24 protein-coding genes are annotated in these 24,359 nt (G+C 46.3%); 8 read left to right on the top strand and 16 right to left on the bottom strand.

Annotation, left to right across the window (positions count from 1 at the left end; all coding sequences use genetic code 11):
* Positions 1-28: 28 nt before the first annotated feature.
* From IMZ16_RS09280 to IMZ16_RS09245, 8 genes are all read right to left on the bottom strand, one after another.
* On the bottom strand, positions 29-628 hold the full coding sequence (locus tag IMZ16_RS09280; protein WP_193439802.1) for a MarC family protein: 600 nt from the start codon (positions 626-628) through the stop codon (positions 29-31).
* Between the two features lie 41 nt (positions 629-669).
* Positions 670-2,373, bottom strand: coding sequence for a BatD family protein (locus tag IMZ16_RS09275; RefSeq protein ID WP_193439801.1), 1,704 nt, complete (start codon positions 2,371-2,373; stop codon positions 670-672).
* Between the two features lie 26 nt (positions 2,374-2,399).
* On the bottom strand, positions 2,400-3,137 hold the full coding sequence (locus tag IMZ16_RS09270; RefSeq protein ID WP_193439800.1) for a tetratricopeptide repeat protein: 738 nt from the start codon (positions 3,135-3,137) through the stop codon (positions 2,400-2,402).
* A gap of 100 nt (positions 3,138-3,237) precedes the next feature.
* Positions 3,238-4,245 (bottom strand): vWA domain-containing protein, encoded by a 1,008-nt coding sequence (locus tag IMZ16_RS09265; protein WP_073179633.1) that lies wholly within the window; start codon positions 4,243-4,245, stop codon positions 3,238-3,240.
* Positions 4,245-5,246 (bottom strand): VWA domain-containing protein, encoded by a 1,002-nt coding sequence (locus IMZ16_RS09260; RefSeq protein WP_193439799.1) that lies wholly within the window; start codon positions 5,244-5,246, stop codon positions 4,245-4,247. The genes IMZ16_RS09265 and IMZ16_RS09260 overlap by 1 nt, the downstream gene beginning before the upstream one ends.
* A complete protein-coding gene (locus IMZ16_RS09255; protein WP_193439798.1) occupies positions 5,239-6,147 on the bottom strand; it encodes a BatD family protein in 909 nt (302 codons plus the stop codon). The genes IMZ16_RS09260 and IMZ16_RS09255 overlap by 8 nt, the downstream gene beginning before the upstream one ends.
* The gene (locus tag IMZ16_RS09250) at positions 6,147-7,010 is read right to left on the bottom strand and encodes a DUF58 domain-containing protein (RefSeq protein WP_193439797.1); all 864 of its coding nucleotides are present in this window, start codon (positions 7,008-7,010) and stop codon (positions 6,147-6,149) included. Before IMZ16_RS09250 ends, IMZ16_RS09255 begins: the two co-directional genes overlap by 1 nt.
* A 30-nt stretch (positions 7,011-7,040) precedes the next feature.
* Entirely contained in the window at positions 7,041-8,045 is a 1,005-nt protein-coding gene (locus tag IMZ16_RS09245; RefSeq protein WP_073179646.1) for an AAA family ATPase, read from the bottom strand.
* A gap of 243 nt (positions 8,046-8,288) precedes the next feature.
* On the opposite strand from IMZ16_RS09245, the gene IMZ16_RS09240 reads away from it, so the two are divergent.
* The 5 genes from IMZ16_RS09240 (at position 8,289) to uvrC (ending at position 12,789) form a co-directional block, all read left to right on the top strand.
* Positions 8,289-8,768 carry a DinB family protein gene (locus tag IMZ16_RS09240; protein WP_073179648.1) on the top strand — a complete coding sequence of 160 codons (480 nt, stop codon included), beginning with the start codon at positions 8,289-8,291 and terminating at the stop codon, positions 8,766-8,768.
* A 42-nt stretch (positions 8,769-8,810) separates the two neighbouring features.
* Positions 8,811-9,572 (top strand): 23S rRNA (guanosine(2251)-2'-O)-methyltransferase RlmB, encoded by a 762-nt coding sequence (gene rlmB, locus IMZ16_RS09235; RefSeq protein WP_227411506.1) that lies wholly within the window; start codon positions 8,811-8,813, stop codon positions 9,570-9,572.
* Positions 9,573-9,643: 71 nt separating this feature from the next.
* The gene (locus IMZ16_RS09230) at positions 9,644-10,705 is read left to right on the top strand and encodes a DUF6263 family protein (RefSeq protein WP_193439796.1); all 1,062 of its coding nucleotides are present in this window, start codon (positions 9,644-9,646) and stop codon (positions 10,703-10,705) included.
* Between the two features lie 5 nt (positions 10,706-10,710).
* Entirely contained in the window at positions 10,711-10,914 is a 204-nt protein-coding gene (locus IMZ16_RS09225; RefSeq protein WP_073179653.1) for a hypothetical protein, read from the top strand.
* Positions 10,915-10,998: 84 nt separating this feature from the next.
* A complete protein-coding gene (gene uvrC / locus IMZ16_RS09220; protein ID WP_193439795.1) occupies positions 10,999-12,789 on the top strand; it encodes an excinuclease ABC subunit UvrC in 1,791 nt (596 codons plus the stop codon).
* Between the two features lie 223 nt (positions 12,790-13,012).
* Here uvrC and IMZ16_RS09215 read toward each other — a convergent pair whose 3' ends face one another.
* Positions 13,013-13,753 (bottom strand): hypothetical protein, encoded by a 741-nt coding sequence (locus IMZ16_RS09215; protein WP_193439794.1) that lies wholly within the window; start codon positions 13,751-13,753, stop codon positions 13,013-13,015.
* A gap of 185 nt (positions 13,754-13,938) precedes the next feature.
* Here IMZ16_RS09215 and IMZ16_RS09210 point away from each other — a divergent pair, with 185 nt between their 5' ends.
* From IMZ16_RS09210 to IMZ16_RS09200, 3 genes are all read left to right on the top strand, one after another.
* Positions 13,939-14,772: a GLPGLI family protein gene (locus IMZ16_RS09210; RefSeq protein ID WP_193439793.1), complete on the top strand. Its 834-nt coding sequence runs from the start codon at positions 13,939-13,941 to the stop codon at positions 14,770-14,772.
* 91 nt (positions 14,773-14,863) lie between these two features.
* Entirely contained in the window at positions 14,864-17,449 is a 2,586-nt protein-coding gene (locus tag IMZ16_RS09205; RefSeq protein WP_193439792.1) for a YfhO family protein, read from the top strand.
* A complete protein-coding gene (locus tag IMZ16_RS09200; protein ID WP_193439791.1) occupies positions 17,439-18,728 on the top strand; it encodes a glycosyltransferase family 4 protein in 1,290 nt (429 codons plus the stop codon). The genes IMZ16_RS09205 and IMZ16_RS09200 overlap by 11 nt, the downstream gene beginning before the upstream one ends.
* Here the strand turns inward: IMZ16_RS09200 and IMZ16_RS09195 are convergent.
* The 7 genes from IMZ16_RS09195 to IMZ16_RS09165 all read right to left on the bottom strand — a co-directional run bounded on the left by IMZ16_RS09195 (position 18,725) and on the right by IMZ16_RS09165 (position 24,331).
* Positions 18,725-19,705, bottom strand: a complete 981-nt coding sequence (locus IMZ16_RS09195) for a PLP-dependent cysteine synthase family protein (RefSeq protein ID WP_193439790.1) — start codon at positions 19,703-19,705, stop codon at positions 18,725-18,727. The two genes, IMZ16_RS09200 and IMZ16_RS09195, sit on opposite strands and share 4 nt — an antisense overlap.
* Positions 19,706-19,742: 37 nt before the next feature.
* On the bottom strand, positions 19,743-20,972 hold the full coding sequence (locus IMZ16_RS09190) for an ABC transporter permease (RefSeq protein WP_193439789.1): 1,230 nt from the start codon (positions 20,970-20,972) through the stop codon (positions 19,743-19,745).
* 12 nt (positions 20,973-20,984) lie between these two features.
* Positions 20,985-21,188: a hypothetical protein gene (locus IMZ16_RS09185; RefSeq protein ID WP_073179669.1), complete on the bottom strand. Its 204-nt coding sequence runs from the start codon at positions 21,186-21,188 to the stop codon at positions 20,985-20,987.
* Position 21,189: 1 nt separating this feature from the next.
* Positions 21,190-21,816 (bottom strand): DUF3575 domain-containing protein, encoded by a 627-nt coding sequence (locus tag IMZ16_RS09180; protein ID WP_193439788.1) that lies wholly within the window; start codon positions 21,814-21,816, stop codon positions 21,190-21,192.
* The gene (locus tag IMZ16_RS09175; RefSeq protein WP_193439787.1) at positions 21,806-22,972 is read right to left on the bottom strand and encodes a thioredoxin family protein; all 1,167 of its coding nucleotides are present in this window, start codon (positions 22,970-22,972) and stop codon (positions 21,806-21,808) included. The genes IMZ16_RS09180 and IMZ16_RS09175 overlap by 11 nt, the downstream gene beginning before the upstream one ends.
* Before the next feature lie 40 nt (positions 22,973-23,012).
* On the bottom strand, positions 23,013-23,876 hold the full coding sequence (gene rfbA / locus IMZ16_RS09170) for a glucose-1-phosphate thymidylyltransferase RfbA (RefSeq protein WP_193439786.1): 864 nt from the start codon (positions 23,874-23,876) through the stop codon (positions 23,013-23,015).
* 65 nt (positions 23,877-23,941) lie between these two features.
* Positions 23,942-24,331, bottom strand: coding sequence for a GxxExxY protein (locus IMZ16_RS09165; RefSeq protein WP_193439785.1), 390 nt, complete (start codon positions 24,329-24,331; stop codon positions 23,942-23,944).
* Between the last annotated feature and the right edge of the window lie 28 nt (positions 24,332-24,359).

Genomic DNA, 24,359 nt, shown 5'->3' with positions numbered 1-24,359 from the left:
TATTATATTTTGATGCGAAGTAGGCAAATTAATTAAATTCTATATAAGTTTGTACCAATTGTGCGAAATTAGCAGTAAATAGTTTGATAGAAATAGCCAGAAGGATAATCCCGAAGACTTTCTGGAGTACCTGCAGGGTACCTGCTCCGAGCTTCTTCTCAATCCAGTCCGCAGATTTCAAGACAAGATAAACGATAAGGCAGTTGATAATGATAGCAAGGATAATGTTAATATCGTGATACTCAGCACGGAGCGAAAGTATAGTGGTAAGCGTGCCGGCACCGGCGATCAGGGGAAACGCTATGGGCACTATGCTCGCTGAGGAGGCTTCGGTATTTTTCTGTATTTCTATGCCCAAAATCATCTCCAGTGCAATTACGAAAATCACGAGTGCTCCCGCTATGGCGAATGAGTTTACATCAACACCGATAAGCCCGAGGATCTGCTTCCCGATGAAGAGAAAGGAAATCATAAGCACGCCTGCAACGATCGACGCCTTTTCCGCCTCTATTCGGCCAAATTTCTGCTTCAGGGAAACGATGATCGGCACTGAGCCGATGATGTCGATGAGGGCAAAAAGCACCATGGTGCAGGTAAGAATTTCGCGGAAAGAGAGCTCTTGCAGCATACAGTTAATTTTTCGCAAAAATAGAATATAATTGGTAAAATTTACTTAATCTGAGAAAAAATATCCTTAGCTTCTTCAAGAAGGTAAGCTGGAGCATCAGCCTCTCTCATCGGGGAATATTTCTCGATTTTTACTCGGCTCATCAGCTGGGCATAGCGCTGAGCAAGGGAGTATCCATATTTATCCTCAAGATACTGCGCAGTATTCTGGCGATATTTCCGTACCAGGAACTCGTTTACTTCAAAATCCATCGTATAGAAAGTTTTGAAAAATTCCTCAATGTTTCCCTCCCTAATTAATTTCGAAAGATATTCCAGATCGGCAGAAATATCCGGAGCCTGCTGGTCGCGCAGAAGTCTTTCCGTTTCGGCAAGGCTTAAAGCGCTATCTCTGCCCTGGGGAACTTTCGCTCTGGATTTTCGGAAATAATAAAAACCTGCACCCAGCGCCCCCGCCGCAACTGCGAAAATACCAAAATTCCCCAGCACGGTGCTCCAGCTGATCCCCTCATCCCGGTCTATTATCAGTTTCCGCGTCCCTAGCACCGGAGTTTCTACGGTTTGCAGTACGGAGTTGGAATAGTCGTTCACGCGCTGCATCACAGCAGTATTACTGCCCACGGCTTCCTCCTGCACCTCCACTATCAGCGTTTTCCCGCTGATTTCTTTATACTCGCCGCGTTTTGGGTTAAAAAAAGTTAAACCCTCTGTGCCGATACTGAGCATTCCCGACTTTTTGGGTACCACGATATAGTGCGCCGTGTACACCCCGCTTTTCCCCATTTCAGTGTCTATCAGCTCTGTGCTGATTTTCGGTTTGTAGAAAGTATAGTCATCCGACTCCAGAAGCCCCGGCAGCTTATCTACGCTGAGATTTCCCTCGCCCGATACCTTCAGGTAGATATCTATCGGCTTATTGAGCGGCACTTTTTTCCGGACATTTTTGCCGGTGAGCGACATCTTGTAGCGCCCTACGATTTGGTCAAAAGTTTTCGGTGCCTTCCCGGGCAATGTCTTCACCACCAATTTTTGCTTATTGGTAAAGAGTTTCACCGGCTTCTGCTCCGTGCGGTATTCCGCCATCACGGGGTTCAGCTCTATTTCTCCAAGTTTGTCGGGAATAATCGTGAGTACCGCTATCACCTGGGAAGCCATTTTACTCTCCTCGTCCTGCTCTATCTCCGCCTTTTCGAGGGATACGGGCGTTACCGTAACGCCGGACTGTGCCTGCCAATGCACCTTCCCCACATTTCTGAGTTTGTTGTAATCTGTGCTGTAAGCGCGTACTGTAGCCACAACCGGCTGATTTTCAAAGGTGTTTTTACTATTGAGGTGCATCGCGAGGTGCACCTGCCCCCCCTCCTGGCGCGCCGGTTTTTCCGGCGCCATATTTTCCCGAACCAGGATATCGATGGGCTCAGTCTTGTAGCGCACCCCGCTTACATCCACCATTGCGGAGCCTATGCGCTGCCTGCCTGGGTTTTTAGGAGAAATCACCCACTGATAGACTACTTGGTTCACAGCTATTTTCTTTGCGGGATCAATGAAAGCGTTGCGCTCAGAAGCATTCCCCACCACCTGGAACTTCGAAAAATCAGGAAGATACAGGGGCGACTCCTGCACCAGATCCTGCCCCTCTATCCTCAGCACAAAATTTACCGTGACCTGCTCGCCAACCCTATACTCCCTGTCCTTCACAGCGGTGATGAGCGTAACCTGCCCCTGCGCTATGCCGGCAAAAAACAAATAGAATATGAAATGTAAACTTCCCCTCACCAGTCTTTCGGCCTGCTCCGCGGCGCGGAATAGGCATTGTTGTTTAAAATTTTTCTCGCGGTTTCGCGCTCCTTATCTCCTGCGCGGTTCAGCAGCTGGTCCTCCAGCTCCTTTGGCATTCCCCTCCTCTCTTCGCCATTGTTTTGCGGCATTCTCCCGCTGCCGTCCCTGCCATTCTCGCCGCCGTTCTCGCCGCCATCCTGAGGCGTTTGCCCTTTGCCGTCCTGCGGAGAATCGCCATTTTTGTTGTCCTGAGATTTATCCTGATCCCGTTGTTCAGGCTTATTTTTTTGCTGCTTCTGCTCCTGTTTTTTTATCGCAATCTGGTAATTCTTCCTCGCCGCCTCATTAAACTGATCCATCTTCAGAGCTTTTTTGTAAAACTCCGCAGCCTCCATATTCCTGCCCGCCTGCATTAGGGCATTCCCGCGGTTGTAGGTTGCGGCAGCTTTGTCTTCCCGGGTTTTGGCAAGGTTTTCTGCCTTGGCATACTCCGCCTCCGCCTCGGCGTACAGCTTTCTTTTGTAAAATGAATTTCCCAGATTGTAGTGCGCGGCAAAATCATTGGGCTGCTGCCTCGCCGCATCGCCGAATTTTGAGGAAGAGCCTTCGTAATCCTTATTCCGGAATGCCTGGTTGCCTTCAAAAATCAGGGCATTATAGTTCTTCTGGGCAGTAGCCAGCCCGGAAGATATTAACGAAAAAAAGAGAAACAACCTGTAAAGATGCACCATATTCAGGATGCAAATTTATTTGATTATGTGTTAAAAAACCACCTCTCCTACTGTTAAAATAGGGTTAAAATGGGCAGAAAATTTTTGGCAGAAATCTGGTTTAAAAATTCAGATCTCTCTTTGGGTTGGTAAGATAAAGCACGAAAAAGAGCAGCAGCGACACGCCAAGAAAATATTGATAATAATGTACAGGATTCTGCGATTTTACCATAATAGAGGAGTCCGACGACTGCTTGGCTACTTCCGCTGCCAGCTTCTGCACCGCCTGTTCCATATCATTGCCATCGATGTATTCTCCGCCCGTGGCAGCTGCCATTTCCTTCAGGGCAGATACGGCACGGCGGGAAATCACCGTATTCCCGTTCATATCGGTTTTGTAGCCCATCAGCTGGCCGTAGAGGTATTCCGGCACTGGCGCGCCTTCTTCCGTGCCTATGCCCACTGCTATTATCTTTATACCCTCCTTTTTTGCGAGTTTCGCCGCCTCGGCATCATTGCCTTCATTATCCTCCCCATCGCTGATGAGGATTACCTGCCTGGCACCAGGGGGGATTTTTTTAAACTTCTCTGCCGCTGTCTTTACAGCCTGCAGGAAATCCGTTCCCTGTACTTTCAGCACGCTGGTCTCCATCGCCGATATGTAATTTTCTGCAGCTGCGAAATCGGTGGTAAGCGGCATTACACTGGCTGCCTGCCCGGCGAAAACCACGATGCCTACGCGGTCGTTCTGGAATTTATCCAGAGAATTGGTGATAATGTTCCTCGCCTGTGCCAGCCGGCTTGGCTCTACATCTTCGGCATTCATTGAATTGGAAAGATCCAATGCAAACACTAGATTGTTTACTTTCTGTTTGGCAATGGCCTCCTCGCTGCCTGCAAGGAAATCTATTATCGAAAAAATTAGAAATAGCAGCGCAGCTAAATAGAGCATCGGGAAAAGCTTTCTGAAACGCCCTGCCTTCCCGAAAATTGCCTCTCGAAAGCGCGGCTCGGCGAAGGCATCCTGCTTTGCCTTCCGCCAGCGGATGAAGCGCAGAAGCAGCAGCCCAGCCAGCGCGGGCACCAAGAGCAGAAGGAGATATCGGTAATTGTCAATATAAAAATTCATTATTGCAGTGTCTTAAAAACTACCCAGCGCAGCAGCGCGTCCAGCAGCAGCGCAAGGAGCGCTACCCAGAGAAACGGGCGGAAATACTCCGTGTAGCTGTAGAGCTTCCGGCTTTTTACATCGCTTTTTTCCAATTGGTTGATCTCCTGATACACTTCCGCAAGGCTCCTATTAGTAGTCGCCCGGAAGTATCTGCCGCCCGTCATCGCAGCGATATCGCGCAGCACACCTTCATCAATTTTCACCTCGGTATGATTGAACACCAGATCTCCAAAAACATCGATCGCGGTGGGCATCAGCGCAAAGCCATTGGTACCAATCCCGATGGTGTAAACCTTAATCCCGTTGTTTTTCGCAACTTCCGCGGCGGTGTGTGGAGGCATCGCGTTCGCGACGGTGTTCACGCCATCGGTCATCAGGATTACGATTTTGCTTTTAGACTTACCGTTTTTCAGGTGGTTCACGGCGGTAATGAGCCCCTCACCTATCGCCGTGCCTGGCTCCAGCTCCATCGGGTTCAGCAGATCCAGCTCTTCCTGCATCACATCGTGGTCGGTGGTTACGGGCACCTTCGTAATGGCCTCGCCGGAATAGGTCACCAGCCCGATGCGGTCGTTCGGCCTCTGCCTTACAAAATCCTTGGCGATGCCCTGCAGGGCGGTGAGGCGGTCCGGATCCAGATCCCGGGAGAGCATGGAGAGCGAAACATCCACGGTGAGCATAATGTCGACCCCCTTGTCATCGTCCTGAGCGCTCATCACCGTAAAGCTTCTAGGCCTAGCCATGGCGATTATCATGGAACTGAGGATGATATATTTTAAAAGTTTCAGCAAAGCCAGCGCCCCCAGGATACCGGCAGATTCCTGCATGCCGGCGGTGGCCGGTACGGGAATACCCTTTCTCTCGCGCGCGGAAATATCCCGCAGAAATAGCGGAATCATCAGGGCGAAAAGCAGCAGAAACCACGGGGAGTGAAATTCAAAATTCCCGAATCTAAACATCCTGCCTAAGGTTTTGAAGTTCCAAATCTTTTGATGATCTTTTCACAAAGGCTTTAATATTCTCAAAATCCTGAACTGCCTGCTGAGCCTCGGGGAATATTTTTGCAAATTTAGCATTGTCTCCGCGCAGCAGAACACCAGAGACAGCTTTTTCGTTTTCTTCAGAAATCGTAGTGTTTTTTTGCAAATATTCAATTAAATCTTCTGTGAGAAGCACCTCAGCGGGAAAGTGGTACTGGGTGGAAAGAAAGTGGCGCGTAATTTCTATTAAACCCACATAAAAACTGCGGAAATCCCCTGCCTGCAGATAATTTTTTTTCCTTAAATCTTCCAGCTGCCGCAGCGTGGAGTTGGTGGCTCGCACTTCCGGCCTCCGCAATTTCCTCCCGTAGCGAAGGATTTGCCATAATGCTAAAGCCAACGCCACAGCAGTGAGCGTCGCGAGAACATACCATTTGTACATCTCCCAGTAGTCGCGGATGCCCAGCGGCAGCTCCTTGTTGTTCATTATATCGCTGATGGGGTCGCCCGCCTGCGCGGGATTGGTCACTTTAATCTCGTAAGGAATGGTGCTGAATTTTCGTCCGTCGATCACGAAATCCAGCGGCGGTATTCGGAAATCCCCCTCCTGAAAAATTGAGAATTCCACAGTGCGCTCGTACACATCCTGCGACCGTATGATGGAATCCTTTATAACTTCAAAATGAAACGGCAGCAGCTCGTTCTTTGGTGCTGCAGCTACATCTTTAGCATTGACGCCATCTATTTTTATCCGGTAAACATTGGGCTCGCCAACTTCCACAATGTTCTTGTCCAGGGAGGAATAAAGGGTTTGGCCACGAAGAGAGGCGGCAAAGGAAAAAATAAATAATATGTAAATGCGAAAAAGCTTCATTTTCATCAGCTTTTTTGAAAAAAACGGTAAAGCTCGCGGGCATAGTCGCTGCCCGTAGCCAGATTAAGGAAAGTAGCGGATGCGGATTCGAACTCGCTGCCAAGCATTCTCACCCGCTGCCTCTGCTGCTCGGCAAAATTATACCGCCACCTTGGGCTGGAGGTATTTGCCCAAAATTCTCTGCCGGTTTCCGCATCGCGCAGCAAGGCATAGCCTACATCTGGGATTATCTCGTCTTTTTCATCGAAAATCCTTATGGCGAGGAGCGCGTTTTTCTTGGCTGCAATCTTCAGGATTTTCCTGTCAAAATCTTCTCCGAAATCGGAAAACAAGAATAAAAAACCTCTCCTGCGGTTTAGTTTTACGGCGAGATTCAGGGCTTCGTCGAGATTTGCCGCAGCTGGCCGATAGTCGGCAGAGAGGATGCTAGCAATGATGGTAAGAATGTGCGAGCGCCCCTTCTTAGGCGGAATGATTTTATGAACTTTATCCGAATATAAAATCAGCCCCACCCTGTCGTTGTTTGCCGCGGCGGAGAAGCCCAGACTTGCGCAGATCTCCGCCACGAATTCCCTCTTCAGCGCCGTTTTAGTTCCGTAGTCCATCGATGCCGAAACATCCACCAGGAAGAAAACGCTGAGCTCCCGCTCCTCCTCCATTACTTTCACAAAGGTATCCTGGAATCTTGCGGTTTTATTCCAGTCAATCCTGCGAACCTCGTCTCCCGGCTCATATTGGCGCACTTCGGCAAAGCTCATCCCCTGCCCCTGGAAGGTGCTCTGGTATTGCCCCATCATCGCGGCGTGCGTTCGCCTGCGGGTGCGGATTTCTATCTGGCGTACTTTTTTGAGGATTTCCCTGATTTCCAACTGCAACTTTTTGCTTTGAGGATTAAAAAATTAAGGCGCCTGAATTTTCGCAAGAATCTGAGACACAAGGTTTTCCGCCGAAATATCTTCCGCCTCCGCTTCATAAGTAAGGCCTATGCGGTGGCGCAGCACATCCACGGCGAGCTCCTTCACATCTTCCGGGATTACAAATGCCCTATTCTTCAGAAATGCATTGGCTCGGGCAGCGATGGCAAGGTTGATGGACGCTCGGGGAGATGCGCCGAAGGAAATGTAATTTTTTAAATGCGGCAAGCCGTACCGCTCCGGGTAGCGCGTAGCGAAAATCATGTCGAGGATGTAGGTCTCTATTTTTTCATCAAGGTAAATCTGGTTGATGAGCGCCTTGGCATCCACCACATTCTGCAGCGAAATCACAGGCTGGATCTTCGGCTGATGCGCAGTGGAAACCATCCTCATCACCTTTCTCTCATCCTCCAGCTCGGGGTAGTCTATGCGGCACTTCAGCATAAAACGGTCGCTCTGCGCTTCTGGCAGCGTGTAGGTACCTTCCTGATCTATAGGGTTTTGCGTAGCCAAAACCAGGAAAGGCCGCGGCAGCGGAAGGGTTTCCTCCCCGATGGTTACCTGCTTTTCCTGCATAGCTTCCAGCAATGCCGACTGCACCTTGGATGGTGACCGGTTGATCTCGTCTGCCAATACGAAATTCGCAAAAATAGGCCCTTTTTTTATGGAAAAATTATTTTCCCTGATGTTATAAATTTGTGTGCCTACCACATCAGCAGGCAGGAGGTCCGGCGTAAACTGTATGCGGGAAAATTCCCCGTGTACCGCCTCTGCCAAAGTTTTGATTGCGAGCGTTTTCGCAAGCCCGGGTACGCCTTCCAGGAGGATATGCCCGTTCCCCAAAAGGCCGATCAGCAGGCGGTCCACCATATACTGCTGCCCGATTATGACCTTATTGATCTCCTGCCTCAGGAGGCTGAAAAAATAATTCTGCTCGCGTACGCGTTCTGTCAGCTGCCGAATATCATCGGACTGATTTGCTTCTGCCATTTTTTTATTAAAAAATAAGTGGTAAAATTGCGATAATTCCCGCTATTAATCAAGCTGGCGAAGTCTAATTTTGGTTAAAATTTGTTAAAGCCAATTAACGCTCCTGCCAGATTTTCTAAAACTCCCTAGGAATCTTAATATGCAGAACCCAATTTTGAAGCCTGATTCCCGTTGCCGAATTTACAAATCTATTGATTTTAATTTTCTAAAAACTTTATCCTTACTTTTGGAAAAAGTTTCCCGATGAATTTTCATTTCCAGGCGCACCGGCAGATCAGACTAAACCTCCGCCAGCTGCTGCGCGAGACCCCTACGGAAGACCTTCTGCTAATCCCGGACGGATTCAATAACAATATGTACTGGAACATTGCGCACAGCGTGGCCACGCAGCAGCTGCTGCACTACTACCTTAGCGGGAACCCCTTCCGTATAGATAAATACTGGATCGAGACTTATAAAAAGGGTACGCTGCCGAACCTGAGCGTAAATGCATCCGAGATTGAAGATCTGGATTTTTTGCTGACGGAGACATCGAAGATACTGCTGAAGGACTATGATGCGGATTTCTTCCCGGAATACCAGAAATATACCACCAGTTTCGGGCTGGTACTGCACGACATTCAGGAAGCCATAATCTTCAACAATATGCACGAATGCCAGCACTACGGCTACGCGCTGGCGCAGAAAAGGGCCATCCTCGGCGAGAGGAGCTGGGAGGAGTGATCCATATTTTTAAAAATCCCGAAATTTGCGAAAAATTTACATTTGAACAAGGAGAAAAAAGAAGACTTCATTTTCGGGATCCGCCCCGTGATGGAGGCTCTGGATGCTGGGAAAACTATTGACAAAGTTTTCTTCCAGCAAGGCCTCCAGGGGCAGAACTATGCCGAGCTGAAAGCCCTTCTTGCGAAGCAGAAAATAAAGCCGAACATTGTGCCCCCCGAAAAGCTGAACCGCTTCACCCGGAAGAACCACCAGGGCGTGGTGGCATTCATCTCAGATGTTCCTTTTTACAAAATTGAGGATGTGCTGCCGGCGATTTTTGAGCAAGGGGAAACTCCCTTCCTTCTCATCCTGGACAGGCTTACGGATGTACGGAATTTCGGGGCGATATGCCGCACGGCGGAGTGCACGGGCGTTCACGCCATCATCATCCCGGAGAAGGGCGCGGCGCCGGTAAATTCCGATGCGATAAAAACTTCCGCGGGTGCCATTTACAACCTTAAAATCTGCAAGGAAAGCAATCTCGCGCACACTCTGGACTACCTGCAGCAGAGTGGCGTTCAGGTTTTTGCGGCTACAGAAAAGGCCGAAAAATACATCTATGATGCCGACCTGCGAGAGCCCTGCGCCATTGTAATGGGGAATGAGGAGGCAGGAATCTCGAAGGAAGTTCTGCATCACGCCGATGAAAAAGTAAAGCTGCCCCTCCTTGGCAGAACGCAGAGCCTGAATGTGTCCGTAGCGTGCGGAGCGATCCTCTACGAGGCGGTACGGCAGAAATCCGGCGGCGGAAATTTAAAATAAAAAATCTCCGGCTCTCCTGCAGAATTCGGCATAGAAATAGCAGAGTTGCCAATCTAAAAAAAATCATCAGAATGAAAAAAATAACAGCAATCGCGCTGATCGGCATAGCTCTCACCGGGTGCAAAAAGGACGGGCAAACCAGCAAAGGAACGAATGAAGCAGGAAAAGCCAGTGCAGAAGCGCCCGCAAATACGGAGCGGACGGAGGAGCCTGCCCCCGAGATAGCCGAAGTGAAACCCGCTATTTCCGACTCTGCGGGGGTCTACACGCAATCTTACAAACTGGTGCCGGGGCAGAGCTACCCGCTGACGACTTATACGAAAAATGTACAGACACTTACCGCTCCAGACGGCAAGGCGGTCTCCGGAACTTCGGAGGCGACTGACGAGATGAGCTTTAGGGTGAATAAATTTGAAAATAATATTTATGACATCACGATAAACCTCATCGGGAAGAAGAATTCTGAAACAGCGAACGGGCAGAAAATTTCCATAGATACCAACTCCCCGGAGCCGAAGGACGAGAACCTGAAACTGATGTGGGCGGTGAACAAGGCACTGGCTGGCAGCCAGCTGAAAATGATGATGAAGCCGGATGGCACAGTGCTGTCCGTTTCTGGTTTTGACAATATTTACACAAAGGTGGAAAGTGTGATAAAAAAACACCTGAAAAGTGCCGAACAGCAGCAAAATTTCATGGCCGGTTTTAAACAAAGTTTAAGTGATAGGGCGCTGAAAGAGCAGCTTGAAAAGAACTTGAATGTTTTACCAAAAAAGGGGGCGAAAATCGGGGAAAGCTGGTCGCACACGGAAAATGCCTCTCCTGATGGCTCCGTAAAACTTACAACTACCTACACTCTGAAATCGGTAGATGATACCAGAGCTATCCTCAGCGTATCCGGAGGGATTCCGAAGAAGTCTGACAAGCGTAGCAAAGACGGGATGACGCACAGCATCAGCTCGGAAATGAGCCAAAGTGGCACGGTAATTTTCGACCGGAATACGGGATGGGTCTACAATCAGAACATCGCCGTGAAGACTAACCAGAGCGAAAGCATCTCGGATGGGAAACAGAGCCAGACGATAAAAAACAATGCGGTGACCACAGTAATCGTAAACCCGGGTAATAAATAGACGCCATGAAATACATCCTGGAACTTATCCTGAGTACTGCCATCGTCTTCTTTGTTTGGAACTGGCTGCAGGGCTTTTTTCCCCAGAGAAGATTCAGCAGGAAACCGAAGGAAGAAAATTTTCCGAAAGGAACTTCGGGTAAAATCAAGTGGGATGCGGAGACGGCTGAGTACGAGGAAATTCCTAATGAACCGAACAATACAAAATAAAACCGCGGATTCGCGGTCTTTTTTTTGGCGACTGCCAAAATCCACAGAATTGCGGATGGCGCGCATACTTCGTAATTTTGCCCTATGAATTCTGAGCTGGAACTTCAATTGAAATCTCTGCCGAATGAACCGGGCGTCTACAGATATTACGACAAGAACAATCAGCTACTGTATGTAGGAAAGGCTAAAAACCTGAAAAACAGGGTATTATCTTACTTCAACAAAAACCTTTCCGGCTACAGAACGCGGATAATGGTAGGGAAAATACACCGGCTGGAAACCACCATAGTACCAAGCGAATACGATGCACTTCTGCTGGAAAATAACCTGATAAAGGAACATCAGCCCTTCTACAATGTGAATATGAAGGACGATAAAAGCTACCCGTGGATCTGCATCAAGAACGAACATTTCCCCAGAATCTTCCTAACAAGAAGAGTGATTAAGGATGGCTCGGAATACTACGGGCCTTACGCCAAGGTAAAGCCAGCAAGGGTGCTGCTGGATACGATACGGCACATCTACAAAATCCGCACCTGCAACCTGAACCTTAGCCCAGAGAAAATAGCCGAGGGAAAATACAAGGTGTGCCTAGAATACCACATAAAAAACTGCGCTGGGCCGTGCGAAATGCTGGAAGCGGAGGACGAATACAACCGGAAAATCAATGCCATCCGTGGAATTATCAAGGGGGATTTCCGCTTGGCGAAGGCCTATCTTACGGAAGAAATGATGCGCTACGCCGAAAACCTGGAATTTGAAAACGCACAGCTCGTGAAGGAACGGATGGACCTGCTGGAAAACTACCAGGCGAAGCATACCGTGGTAAACCCAGCGGTAAACGATGTGGATGTTTTCGGGATGGCAAGCGATGAAACGGCGGCCTATGTCAATTATTTCAAAATTCAGAACGGGAACATCATCCAAAGCTACACCACGGAAATAAAGAAGGTGCTGGAAGAAAGCGACGAGGAAATCCTGGAAGAAGCGCTGATAGAAATCCGGCAGAAATTCGCTTCAGAATCAAAGGAAATCCTGCTGCCGTTCCACCTGAATTTCGAAATACCTGGCGTGAAATTCATAGTGCCGCAAATTGGCGATAAAAAGCGTCTGGTAGAGCTTTCCGCGCAAAACGCGAAGGAATACCGCATCGAAAAACTGAAGCAGATCCAAATTGTAGATCCCGATAGGCACACCAACCGAATAATGGCAGAGATGCAGAAAAACCTGAGAATGCCCGAGGAACCAAGGCACATAGAAGGCTTTGACAACTCGAACATCCAGGGCAGCAACCCTGTTTCAGCCTGCGTGGTTTTTAAGGACGGCAAACCGAGCAAGGCAGATTACCGCATCTTCCACCCAAAAACTGTAGAAGGGCCGAACGATTTTGCCACGATGGAAGAAGTGATCTTCCGCCGCTACAAAAGGTTGCTGGATGAGGAAGAGCCTTTGCCACAGCTCATCGTGATAGATGGTGGGAAAGGCCAGCTTTCCGCCGCCGTAAAATCGTTGAAGCAGATTGGACTATACGGGAAAATCACAGTCATCGGCATTGCGAAAAAGCTGGAAGAAATATTCTTCCCAGAAGATCCCATTCCGCTATATCTGGACAAAAAATCTGAGACGCTGAAAATCCTGCAAAGAGTGCGAGACGAAGCGCACAGGTTTGGCGTAAGGCACCACAGAACGCGCCGGAAAAATTCAACAATAAAAACCGAGCTGGACGAAATTCCGGGCGTTGGTCCGAAAAGCGTGGAACTGCTTTTCACGAAGTTGAAATCCGTGAAGCGCATCAAGGAAGCACCGCTGGAAACGCTGGAAGAAATCCTGGGCAAAAGCAAAGGCAAAGTGGTGTGGGAGTATTTTAATGGGTAAGAGCCAAGAGCCAAGGAAAAAGGAAAAAGGAAAAAGGCAAAAGGTAAAAGTAAAAAGTGTCGTCCCGCTGAACTTGCCGAAGCGTTTAAATTTTTCAATCTAAACCTTAAAAATTTTTTGCCCTTCGACAAGCTCAGGGTGACAATCCGCTCAAGCTTAATCTCCGCCTTAACCTTAATCTCCGCCTTAACCTAAAACTTAACTTCAGCCCAAACCTTACTTTTTATTTCGCCCTTGTATAAACCGTTCTCGCAAAATTGCCGTCGTTTGTTGGGATTTCGATGATTAAATCATTGCCATCGAAATAGCCCAGCGCAAAATTGCCGTTTTCCAATTTGCAGTGATAGACCTCGCGCTTTCCGGACTGCGTGAAAGTTGCAAAAGGTACAGAGCTGGATGCGTTCGACAAGATAAATTGTTTGGAATTGAGATTAATTCTGCTGAGAGAAATGGTGCCATTGCTGTAGATTTCCGCTTTGGAATTCGTGGTGGAATTCGGTTCCGTTTTCGCCGGCGTTTCAGCTATCGTCGGTGCTTCGGTTTTGGCAAAATCCTTCTGCACAGGCTTCGATTCCGGAAGGTTGGCAAGCGCCTTGTTCAGCGCATCAGGATAGCCTGTGTCATAATCCTTATCGTTGGAAGCGCCCGTGAAACTTGCGATTTGCCTGCCATTACAATCCGAGAAATTCACGGTGATTTTATTCTTCAGAAGGCTGGAAGAATTGGCGATTTCTGCGCTGAGGACATTGCAGTTGTTCTGCGCTTCGGCAGGCCATTCCTGCTGCTTTCCTTCCAGCACGGCATAGTTTTTCGCGTTCAGTTTTTGCTTCAGGATTTTCGGCAGGCCGTAATCATTTTTTCGGAAGTCCTTCATTTCGGAAGGCACGGCAATGTATTTGTAATCCTGAATTTGCGCCGAGAAAAGCGGGGCGAAAAACAGCGGAAGGTATGCCAACTTTTTCATTGGGAAAATTTTCGTAAAGATAGGAAAAAGAGCCAAGAGCAAATTGCGTTTCATTGCTTCTACCCTGAAAATTTTTCTCAACCTTAAACTTTATATTAACCTCAACCAAAAAATTTTATAATATTGCATTAAATTTGCTTGAAGGATTTAACCTAAACATTATAAATTTATCAAAAAAAAGAATTATGAGAAAAATTTTGCGAATGGTATTAAGCCTTGTTTTCGCGAATGTTTTTGCGCAAACCAACCGCTTCGTTTATGAATACAAAAGCAAAAAACCGGATTGGAACAACTACACCCAACTTTATATGGCGCTGGATGTAAACCCTGATGAGACGAAGTTTTATGATTATAAATTCATCGAGACGGACTCTCTCACGAAGAAAACGCCAGGACATAACTTCCGCACGAACTCACAGAGCGGACAGGTGCTGAAGCGGAAGAGAAATTCCAGCGAGAACATTTCTTACCTCACCAACAACCGTGGCGATTATTTCCAGCTGAAAACCAAGGACGAAATGAAATGGAAGCTGGGCAAGGAAACGAAAACGGTGGACGGCTACAAGCTGCAAAAAGCGGAAACGGATTTCGGCGGAAGGCACTGGACGGCGTGGTTTGCCCACGATGTGAACATCAACGAAGGGCCGTACAAATTCCGCGGCTTGCCCGGCTTAATCTTCGAGATTTCCGATGATGAGCAGCTATTCATCTACAAACTTGTGAAGAACAAGATGCTGAAGGAAACCTACAACACTACGGATTTCGTGGAAACGCACTACGGCGCACAGCCAATAGCGGTAAGCTGGAAGCAGTACGAGAAAATAAAGCTGGATGATTATGAAAATCCGTTTGAGAATTTGATTCGGGTTTTGAAAGATGGCGGCACGGTAACGATTGACAATCAACCGATTACATCGCCTACACAGCTGGACCAAAGAAGGCTGGCACAGCAGAAAACGATAAGAAACAGCCAAAACCCACTCGAGAAAAATATGTGGATAAAGTATCCCGAGAAGTGATTTTGGTTACAATTGTATGGTAGAAATTTAAACTTTAAACACCAAACTCTTAAACTTTGGTTTGCTATTTTTGCGAGACCAAAGTTTTTTTATGCAAAAGAACCAACGAAACTGGCTGTACATTCTCGCTTGCCTGCTGCTTTTCGTGCTGCTGGGCTTCATCTATGCCAACCCTGTGCTTTCCGGGCAAAAGCTTTTCCAGCACGACATCATCCAGTACAAAGGCGGTGCGAAGGAACTGCTGGATTACCGCGAAGCGCACGGCAAGGAAACCTACTGGAGCAACAGTATGTTCGGCGGAATGCCCACTTATCAGATGGGTGCCCGTTTCAGCGGCGATGTTATCAACAAAATTGACGATGTGCTGAACATTTTCCCGAAACCTGTAAACTACCTGTTCACGCTGTTTGCCGGCTTTTTCTTACTGGGGATGGTGGCCGTGCGAAACTGGAAGTACGCACTTCTCGGCGCTTTATTCTTCGGGCTTTCCACCTATTTCTACATCATCATAGCGGCCGGGCACAACGGCAAAGTGCACACCATATCGTACTTTGCACCGCTTTTAGCCGGTATCTTGCTGGTTTACATCCGCAAAAAATATTTGCTCGGTTTTATCATCACCGCTTTATTTATGGGGCTTCAGGTGGCTGCCAACCATCCACAGATGACCTATTATCTGTTCATCGCGTTGGCATTTTTGTTCATTTCGGAATTAATCCGCGCCATTCAGAAAAAATCATCGTGGAAGCACTTCCTGATTTCCACTGGAATCGTGGGCATCGCCTGCGTTTTGGGTGTTGGGATGAATGCACAGCGCCTGATGGCGAACGCTGAATATGTGACAGAAACTGTGCGCGGCAAGAAAATTTTGCAGGACGAAGGCGGCTCTTCCACAAAATCCGGGATGGATAAGGAAAGTATGCTGATGTGGAGCTACGGCAAAATGGAAACGCTTAACTTATTGATACCCAGACTGATGGGTGGTGCAAGTGATGAGCCAGGTTCGGAAAAAATGATGCAGGAGATATCGCAGATTGTGCAGGAAAATGTAAAATCTGAAAACGAGTTACAGAATATTTACCGCGGCCTTCAAAGCCCAACTTACTGGGGTGAGCAGCCCGGAACTTCCGGACCAGCTTATCAGGGTGCGGTGGTAATTTTCCTGGCATTTCTCGGGTTTTTCTTTGCACCGAAAAATTACCGCTACTGGATTTTAGCCGCCACAATTCTCACCATAATGCTGGCCTGGGGCAGCAATTTAATGTGGCTATCCGATTTTTTTATCGAATTTGTGCCACTGTACAACAAATTCCGCGCGCCAAGTTCCATACTTGTAGTACCGGAATTATTGTTGCCATTAATTGCAATGATTGGGCTTTATTATTTTTTTCAACTCAATGAAAATCAAAAGGTTACAAAAAAAGCAGAGCTGAAATCTCAAGCGGAAAGTAATGCTAAATTCATCAATCTGAAAAAAAACCCGAAAGCTAAAACGCTGATTTTCTTGACTGCTGGATTTGTAGCATTTTTGCTTTTGCTAATGATTTTCAGTAAACCGATTTTAGGTTTCTACAGCGAAAATGAAAAGACTTACCTTCCGCCCTATCTCCTTGATTATCTGATAGATGAGCGCTACAAAATGTTTCAGGCCGATACGCTGAAAGCCATCATTTACATCCTAATAACCGCCGCTGCGATGCTCCTTGCTGTTTCCAAAAAAATCTCAGGGAATGTGGCGCTGATTATCATTGCTTTGGTGAGCACTTTCGATTTGTGGACGGTGAATAGGCGCTATTTGAACAATGATAATTTCGTGGAAAAAGTCTTCGCCGATCATCCCTTCCAAACCGAATTCGATGAACGGATGATGGAAAATCCCAAACTTGAACCACTTTTAGCGAGCATCGAAATCAATAAGCGCCTTGAAGAAATCACAGAAAAAGACCAGAATCATTACAGAATTTACAATCAGGTGTTGGGCACTTTCAGCGAAACAAACACCTCCTATTTTAAATCTTCGGTTGGTGGATATTCTGCTGCAAAGCTGAGACGATACGATGATTTAATCGGGAAATATTTTTCACCGAAGGATTCTATTGAAGAAAAACAGACGATGGAAATCCTTAATATGCTGAACACCAAATACTTTGTGCTTGGCACTGAAAGTGGACAGGTGATTGCCAATCCGAACAACAACGGAAATGCCTGGCTAGTTTCCGAAATTCAGTTTGCCAATACACCAAACGAAGAAATTGAAAAAATAGGTGAAATAGACACTAAAAAATTCGCAATAATCTCGGCAAATGACAAAGAATATATTAATGGGAAAAATCTGCAGCGTGATTCTTTGGCGAGCATCCAGCTGACAAGTTACCAGCCGAACGAGTTGCATTTTAAAACTAACAGTTCCACATCACAACTGGCAGTTTTCTCAGAAATATTTTATCCGCACGGCTGGAAAATGTTTTTGGATGGTGAGGAAGTGCCGTACATCAAGGCGAATTACTTGCTTCGTGCGCTGCACATTCCAGCCGGAAGGCACGATGTGAAAATGATTTTCGAGCCGGAAGTTTTACAGCGCGGCAAACTTTTTTCCTGGATCTCCTTCGGTTTATTTTTAGCGCTGAGCCTTGCCGGAATTTTCTATTTCAGAAAACAGAAAAATTTTGCAAAGTAAAAAAGTCCTCATCGTCACCTACTACTGGCCGCCTGCTGGCGGACCAGGTGTTCAGCGCTGGCTAAAGTTTGCGAAATACCTTCCGGAATTTGGTTTCGAGCCAGTAATCTACGCACCGGCAAATCCAAGCTACCCGATTTCTGACGAATCACTTTTGAAGGAAGTGCCTGAAAACCTGAAAGTTATAAGAAAAAAAATATGGGAACCGTACCGTTTTGCAGAGAAATTAAATCCGCAAAATAAAAAATTTAAAGCTGGGCAATTTGATGTCGGGAAACACCAATCCTGGAAATCAAAACTTTCAGTTTGGATTCGCGGCAATTTTTTCATTCCGGATGCAAGAGTTTTCTGGGTGAAGCCATCCGTAAATTTTCTGAAAAGGTATTTAATTAAAAATCAAATAGATACAGTAATCACAACCGGTCCGCCGCATTCTTTGCATCTCATCGGATTAGCATTGAAAAAGGCAAATCTCAAACTAAAATGGATTGCAGATTTCCGTGATCCGTGGACTGAAATTTCATACTATAAACATCTGAGGCTCAGTAAGTTAGCCAACTTTATTCACCATAAACTTGAGCGGAAAGTTTTTAAAACTGCCGATATTACAATCGCTACCAGCTTTACAGATGCTGAGAACTTCAGAGAAAGAGGCGCAAAGTCTGTGACCATAACCAATGGTTTCGATTTTGAACCAGGAGTTTCAAATTCCAAAACTGAAAAATTTTCGCTGAGCTATATCGGTATTTTGGAGCAATTACGAAATCCTGAAAATTTATGGCAGGTTTTAGAGAAAATGATAAAACAGAATGCTGAATTTTCCAATGATTTTCAACTCAAATTTGTAGGCAAAATAGATGAAAAAATCTTACAGGATTTAGAGCGCAAAAACTTAAAAAGCCATATCAAAAATATGGGCTATCTTTCTCACGATGAATCTTATCGAGAAATGCAAAGCTCTGATTTACTGTTAATTACAAATTTCCCCCAGGAAAATTCCCGTGGAATCATTCCCGGAAAACTTTTCGAATATTTATCAACAGGAAACCATATTATTTCCTTCGGACCAAAAAATGCAGATGTTGAAAAAATTCTTGAAAAAACAAATTCTGGAAAACACTTCCAATTTAATGATTCCGCAAAGATTGAAGAATTTATCTTAAAAACCTACAATCAATGGAAATTAGGAAATTCTCAAAATAAGACGAGCAATATTGAAGAATTCTCAAGAAGAAATCTCACGAAAAAATTAGCGGAAGTTTTGAACGGCTTATCTTAAAGCCAGCCCATTTCCTTCATCCAATCATCGTTGTAAACCTTGCCCACATAACGAGATCCGTGGTCGTGAAGTAGAACCACAACTACATCATTTTCAGTAAATTGCGCTTGCATTTGCTTGATTGCCGAAATCGCACTTCCCGCAGAATATCCGCAAAAAATCCCTTCCTCCTTTGCTAATTTTCTCGTAAAAAGCGCACCATCCTTATCAGTTACTTTCTCAAAATGGTCAATTACTGAAAAATCATAATTCTGCGGAATAATATCTTCTCCGATGCCTTCGGTAATGTAGGCATACGCATTTTCCGGCCTGTATTCACCGGTTTCCTTGAATTCTTTCAAAATCGAGCCATAGGTATCCACACCGATAATTTTGATGTCCGGATTTTTTTCCTTGAAGAATTTTCCGCAACCTGTAATGGTTCCGCCGGTTCCTGCACCCACCACGAAATGCGTGAGCTTCCCTTCAGTTTGCGCCCAAATTTCTGGCGCTGTTTGTTCGTAATGAGCCTGCCGGTTTGACAAATTGTCATACTGATTCACATACCAGCTGTTCGGCGTTTCATTTGCAAGTCGCTGAGAAACAGAGTAATACGAGCGCTCATCATCTGGTGCCACATCATCTGGGCACACCACAACTTCCGCACCCATAGCCTTCATCACATCTACTTTTTCCTTCGACTGTTTATCGTTCGTCACGAAAATGCAGCGGTAGCCTTTCACGATGGCAGCCAGCGCCAGACCCATACCGGTATTGCCGGAAGTCCCTTCTATAATGGTTCCGCCGGGCTTCAGCCTTCCGTCTTTCTCCGCATCTTCCACCATTTTCAGCGCCATCCTGTCTTTCACGGAATTTCCTGGATTAAAAGTTTCTACCTTTGCCAAAACAAGCGCAGGAAAATCATCGCCCAAAACTCGGTTCAGCTTTACAAGTGGCGTATTCCCAATGGTTTCAAGAATATTATTTGCGTAATTCATTCGGAAAATTTAAAGCCGCAAAGTTATCGCTTTAAAATTAACTGTAGCGAATTGAGCGTACGGGTGAGATTTTGCTGATGAGATAGCTGGGCAAAATCAGTGTAAGAGCCGATATAATCAGCATCCCGAGCGAAATGGAAAGGATGAGTAACGGATTTAAGTCCACAGGAACTTCGCTGACATAATAATTTTCCGGATTGAGCTTTATTATGCCAAAATATTTCTGAAGCAGAAGCAAGCCAATCCCGATGAGATTTCCGAAAAGCAGCCCCGGCAGCATGATGATAAGTGTGTAATAAATAAAAATCTGCCGTATGCAGCGGTTATTTGCGCCCAAAGTTTTTAGGATCCCGATGCTGTTGGTGCGCTCTATTATGAGAATCAAAAGCACCATTATAATGTTGATTATTACCACTGCAAGCATTATCCCGATGATCAGCGCTATATTGACATCAAAAATACTGATCCAGTCCACTATCTGCGGGTAATTGTCTGTGACTTTTTCAACATAATTTTTGTAGCCAGCCAATTGCTGGATCTCCGCTGCAAGTCTGTCTGTCCCGGAGCGGTTGTCCAGGAAAATGTCGTAACCACCAGCATCGTCATTGCCCAAACCTGTAATTTTTCTGGCGTGATTAATACCTCCAATGATGTAGAGATCATCAATCATTTTGATGTCGGTGCTGTAAATCCCAGAGATACGGAATTTTCGGTACAGCGGCTTCTGGTCTTCTTTCGAGAAAATCGCGACCACGCTGTCGCCCACTTTTTTGCCTAAATCCACAGCAATTTTTTGCGAAAGCACGATATTCCCGTTGAATCCATCTTCTGTGACCTGAGGAGTCTCCCCCGCTACCAAGAATTTTTTGAACCGTGCGTGGTCAAAATCTTTGCCGACTCCCTTGAAAATAATCCCGGCAAAATTGTCTTTCGTGCGCAGGATCCCGCTTGCGGTTACAAACTTCTGCATTCCTTCCACCCCCTGCAGCCGTTTTATTTCAGGGAGATTCAATGCCTCCGTACTGAGGGCGGAAGAGTTGTACGAGGTATTAGATCGGGTAGATTTCAGCATAAGCTCCCCGGTGAAATCCGCCAGCCGGTCCCTGATAGCGTATTTGGAACCAAGCCCCGTAGATACGGTAATGAGGGAGACGATGACACCCAGCGCTACGGAAAGCCTCCCGATAAAGATGATAACCCGCGAGAGGTTATTTTTAGAACTTTTCGCTAAAGCAATTTTATTGGCGTAATAAAGTGGAAAACTCAAAATCCAGGAAATTTAATCAAAATCTGGTCCCCTGCCGGAGTCTCTGTTTTTATAAAGTATAAAAAGCCCTATGCTGAGGCCCAACACGCCGGCTACGGCATTCAACAACGCCCTCGGAAGGCGGTCGGGAGCTTCACTACCGAGGTAATTCATCAAAAATACGATGATAAATGTAAGCACTGACACTACGATATGATTTCTGCCAAAGAGTTTCATTTTACTTAATTTTATAGGAAACCATAATGCCGCCTCGGTACGGGAGCCACTCTCCGCTGCGGTTCCAGCCGTCCCCGTGGTCTGTATCGTAGCGGTCGCCACTCAGCTTGTCGTAGCCTTTATATCTATCCTGCGCGTTCCCGAATGCAAGAAACACATCCAGATTCCACCGCTCTTTCCAGCTAAACTGATAGCCACCGACAGCACCGATTATAAAACCGTAGCCCTTCTGGTAAAGATTTGAGTTGATGTATGGGGTAATCTCGCCTTGCTTGTTTTTGGAGAATTCATTGTTCCAGTAGTTCCACTTTGATATGTTGAATGCGGCGCCGGAGACATTAGCACCTACATACCAGCCGCTAAAGGCTTCTTTAAAGTAATATCTCCCGTCCACCCCTGCGATCAGAAAGCGGGCATTGTGCCCCGCAAAAGACTTCCAGGGAGAAAGTGTGGCATCACCCTGCAGGGTGATTTTTGGCGCTAACTGAAACTCCGCTGCCGTATTAATAATGCCGACTGGCAGCAGTAGGGCATTCCCCTTTACGAAAACCTGCCGCTCCTCTGCTTGCTGGGAAAAAAGAATTCCACTCCAAACAACAAAAAAACTTACCCAGATTCTAAAGTTCATTGAGCAGCTCTTTCACGGGGTTGGTATCGAGGTTTCCGCTTTCCGCAAGCTGCAGCGCGCGCTCGGCAAACATCCTGGCCTCCTGTTTTTTTCCTGTTTTCAGATAAATCTTTGCCAAGGCATAGGTATTCTGCACGGTTTCGCGCGACATCACAGATTTTTCCAGCCAGGCGGAGGCAGTTTTTAGCGACCGGGCATCATTGCTGTGTTCGGAGATGAGCATTGCCGGCTGCACAAGATCAGCAGGATCAAAACCATTTCCATCTTTAAAAAATGCCAACGCTGTTTCTTCAAATTTCTCAAAATTACCTGAGGTGAGGTAGAAATTCATCTCATACCTTGCTAGGCCTGCTTCAGCCTCTTCCCCCGGTACTTTTCCTGCTATTTCCTTGCGATATATCCCAGCATTTATGCTGCCATCGCTGGTGTTGATGGCCTTCGCCAGCGCATCGCTTATTAAGATTTGCTCATTGAATTGGCGGTACACTTCCTCCGGGAGCAACTTCGTGATTTCTGCCTTGTTTTCAAAGAAATATTTATAATTAGCGTCGTTCGTTGACCGTATGTAAGACAAAAGCATCGATAATTCTTCCCTGCTTAGCTGGCGGTCTTTTTTATTGGCAAAATAGCGCTCGCTTACCTTTTTGGCAAATTCCGGATCAGTAGCCGCAAAGAGCTGTACGGCAGATTTCAGGAATTCCGGATCTTTTTCACCCTTTTCGAAGCGCTCTTTTGCGTTTCCTTCTTTTACAAGCGGGTTTGCCACCCTCCTACCCAGGCTGATAAAATCATCAGGCTCAAGATATCCGCCGCCACGATAAAGCACCTCGCCATTAGCATTTAAAAAAAGATAGGTGGGATAGGAGTATACCTGATACTTTCGGGCAATTTCCCTGCCCTCGCCCTTTTCCATATCCAGGTGGGCGTTTATAAAATTTTCATTATAAAAATCTGCAACTTCCTTCTTTACAAATACATTCCGCTCCATCATTTTACAAGGTCCGCACCAGCTTGCGTAGGCATCTAGGAATACAGGCTTCCCCACCCTGCCTGCTTTTGCGAGTATTTCACTCATTGGCAGTTCTTCAAATTTGATGGACTGCGCTGAGAAGAAGGACGCGGCAAAAAGGCTCGCCGCTGTGATATAGAATTTCATCCGCGAAGTTTGGCTACAAATATAAATATCTTTTTTTGTACTATTCGCTCACGAGTTTCTTCAGATAATTCCCATACCCACTCTTGCCATATTTATCGGCGATTTCCAGAAGTTTTTCATCGGTGATGAATTTATTGCGCCACGCAATCTCCTCGATGCAGCCTATTTTGTAGCCCTGCCGCTTTTCTATGACGCGCACAAATTCCGATGCATCGTGCAGGGAATCGAAAGTGCCTGTGTCCAGCCAGGCTGTGCCTCTGTCCAAAACGCCGACCTCCAGCTTTCCTTTTTGCAGATAAACATTGTTCACATCGGTAATTTCCAGTTCGCCACGAGCCGAAGGCTTGATGTTTCTCGCAATTTCCACCACCTCATTATCGTAAAAATAAAGCCCGGGAACTGCATAATTGGACTTCGGATCCTGCGGTTTTTCCTCAATGGATACCGCTCTGAAATTCTCATCAAATTCCACTACGCCATACCTTTCCGGATCGGCTACATGGTAGGCGAATACTACGCCGCCATCAGGATTGGTTTTCTCCTTCAGCAGCTGGCCCATACCATAGCCGTAGAAAATATTATCACCAAGAACCAGCGCAGCGGAATCATTGCCGATAAAATCTGCGCCCAAAATAAACGCCTGCGCCAAGCCGTCCGGCGAAGGTTGCACCACATATTCAATCTGGCAGCCGATTTCTGAGCCATCGCCCAAAAGTTTTTTAAAGCCTTCCTGATCGTGTGGCGTGGTGATGACCAGTATTTCACGAATCCCCGCCAAAAGCAGCGTGGAAAGCGGATAGTAGATCATCGGCTTGTCGTACACCGGCATCAGCTGCTTGGAAACAGCGATGGTCAGCGGATAAAGTCTTGTGCCGGATCCTCCGGCGAGAATAATTCCTTTCATATTTTTGCGAATTATTGCAGATTATTACGAATTATTGCGAATTGATGCGAATTTACAAATACATACTAATGCAAAATAGGGTTTAAAATCCTTTTATAAGTTAAAGATTTCTCTCCAAAGTTGATGAGCAGGCCTAATCTTTTTCCTGTGGCTTTCAGATAATTTAATGTTTGGCGCAGCAGATTATCGTGAATAAACGACACCGATTTAATCTCCAATATAATTTCATCAAAACACAAAAAATCAGCGCGGTATTTCTTCGTCAGCTTTTCTCCGTTATAATACAAATCCAGCGGAACTTCCTTTTTGTAGGGTATTTGGTTTTTTAAAAATTCCTTTTCGAGAATTTCAGAATACACCGCCTCCAAAAATCCGCTTCCCATTTGTGAATGAATGTTCATACAAATGCCGATAATCCTATAACTTTCCTCAGGAAAAATAATTTTATCACCCATCCTTTGAGAATTCGCTAATAATTAGCAT

This window comes from Cruoricaptor ignavus (assembly GCF_014961145.1).
GTDB classification, from domain to species: domain Bacteria; phylum Bacteroidota; class Bacteroidia; order Flavobacteriales; family Weeksellaceae; genus Cruoricaptor; species Cruoricaptor ignavus.
This window is presented reverse-complemented; position numbering and strand designations above follow the sequence as displayed.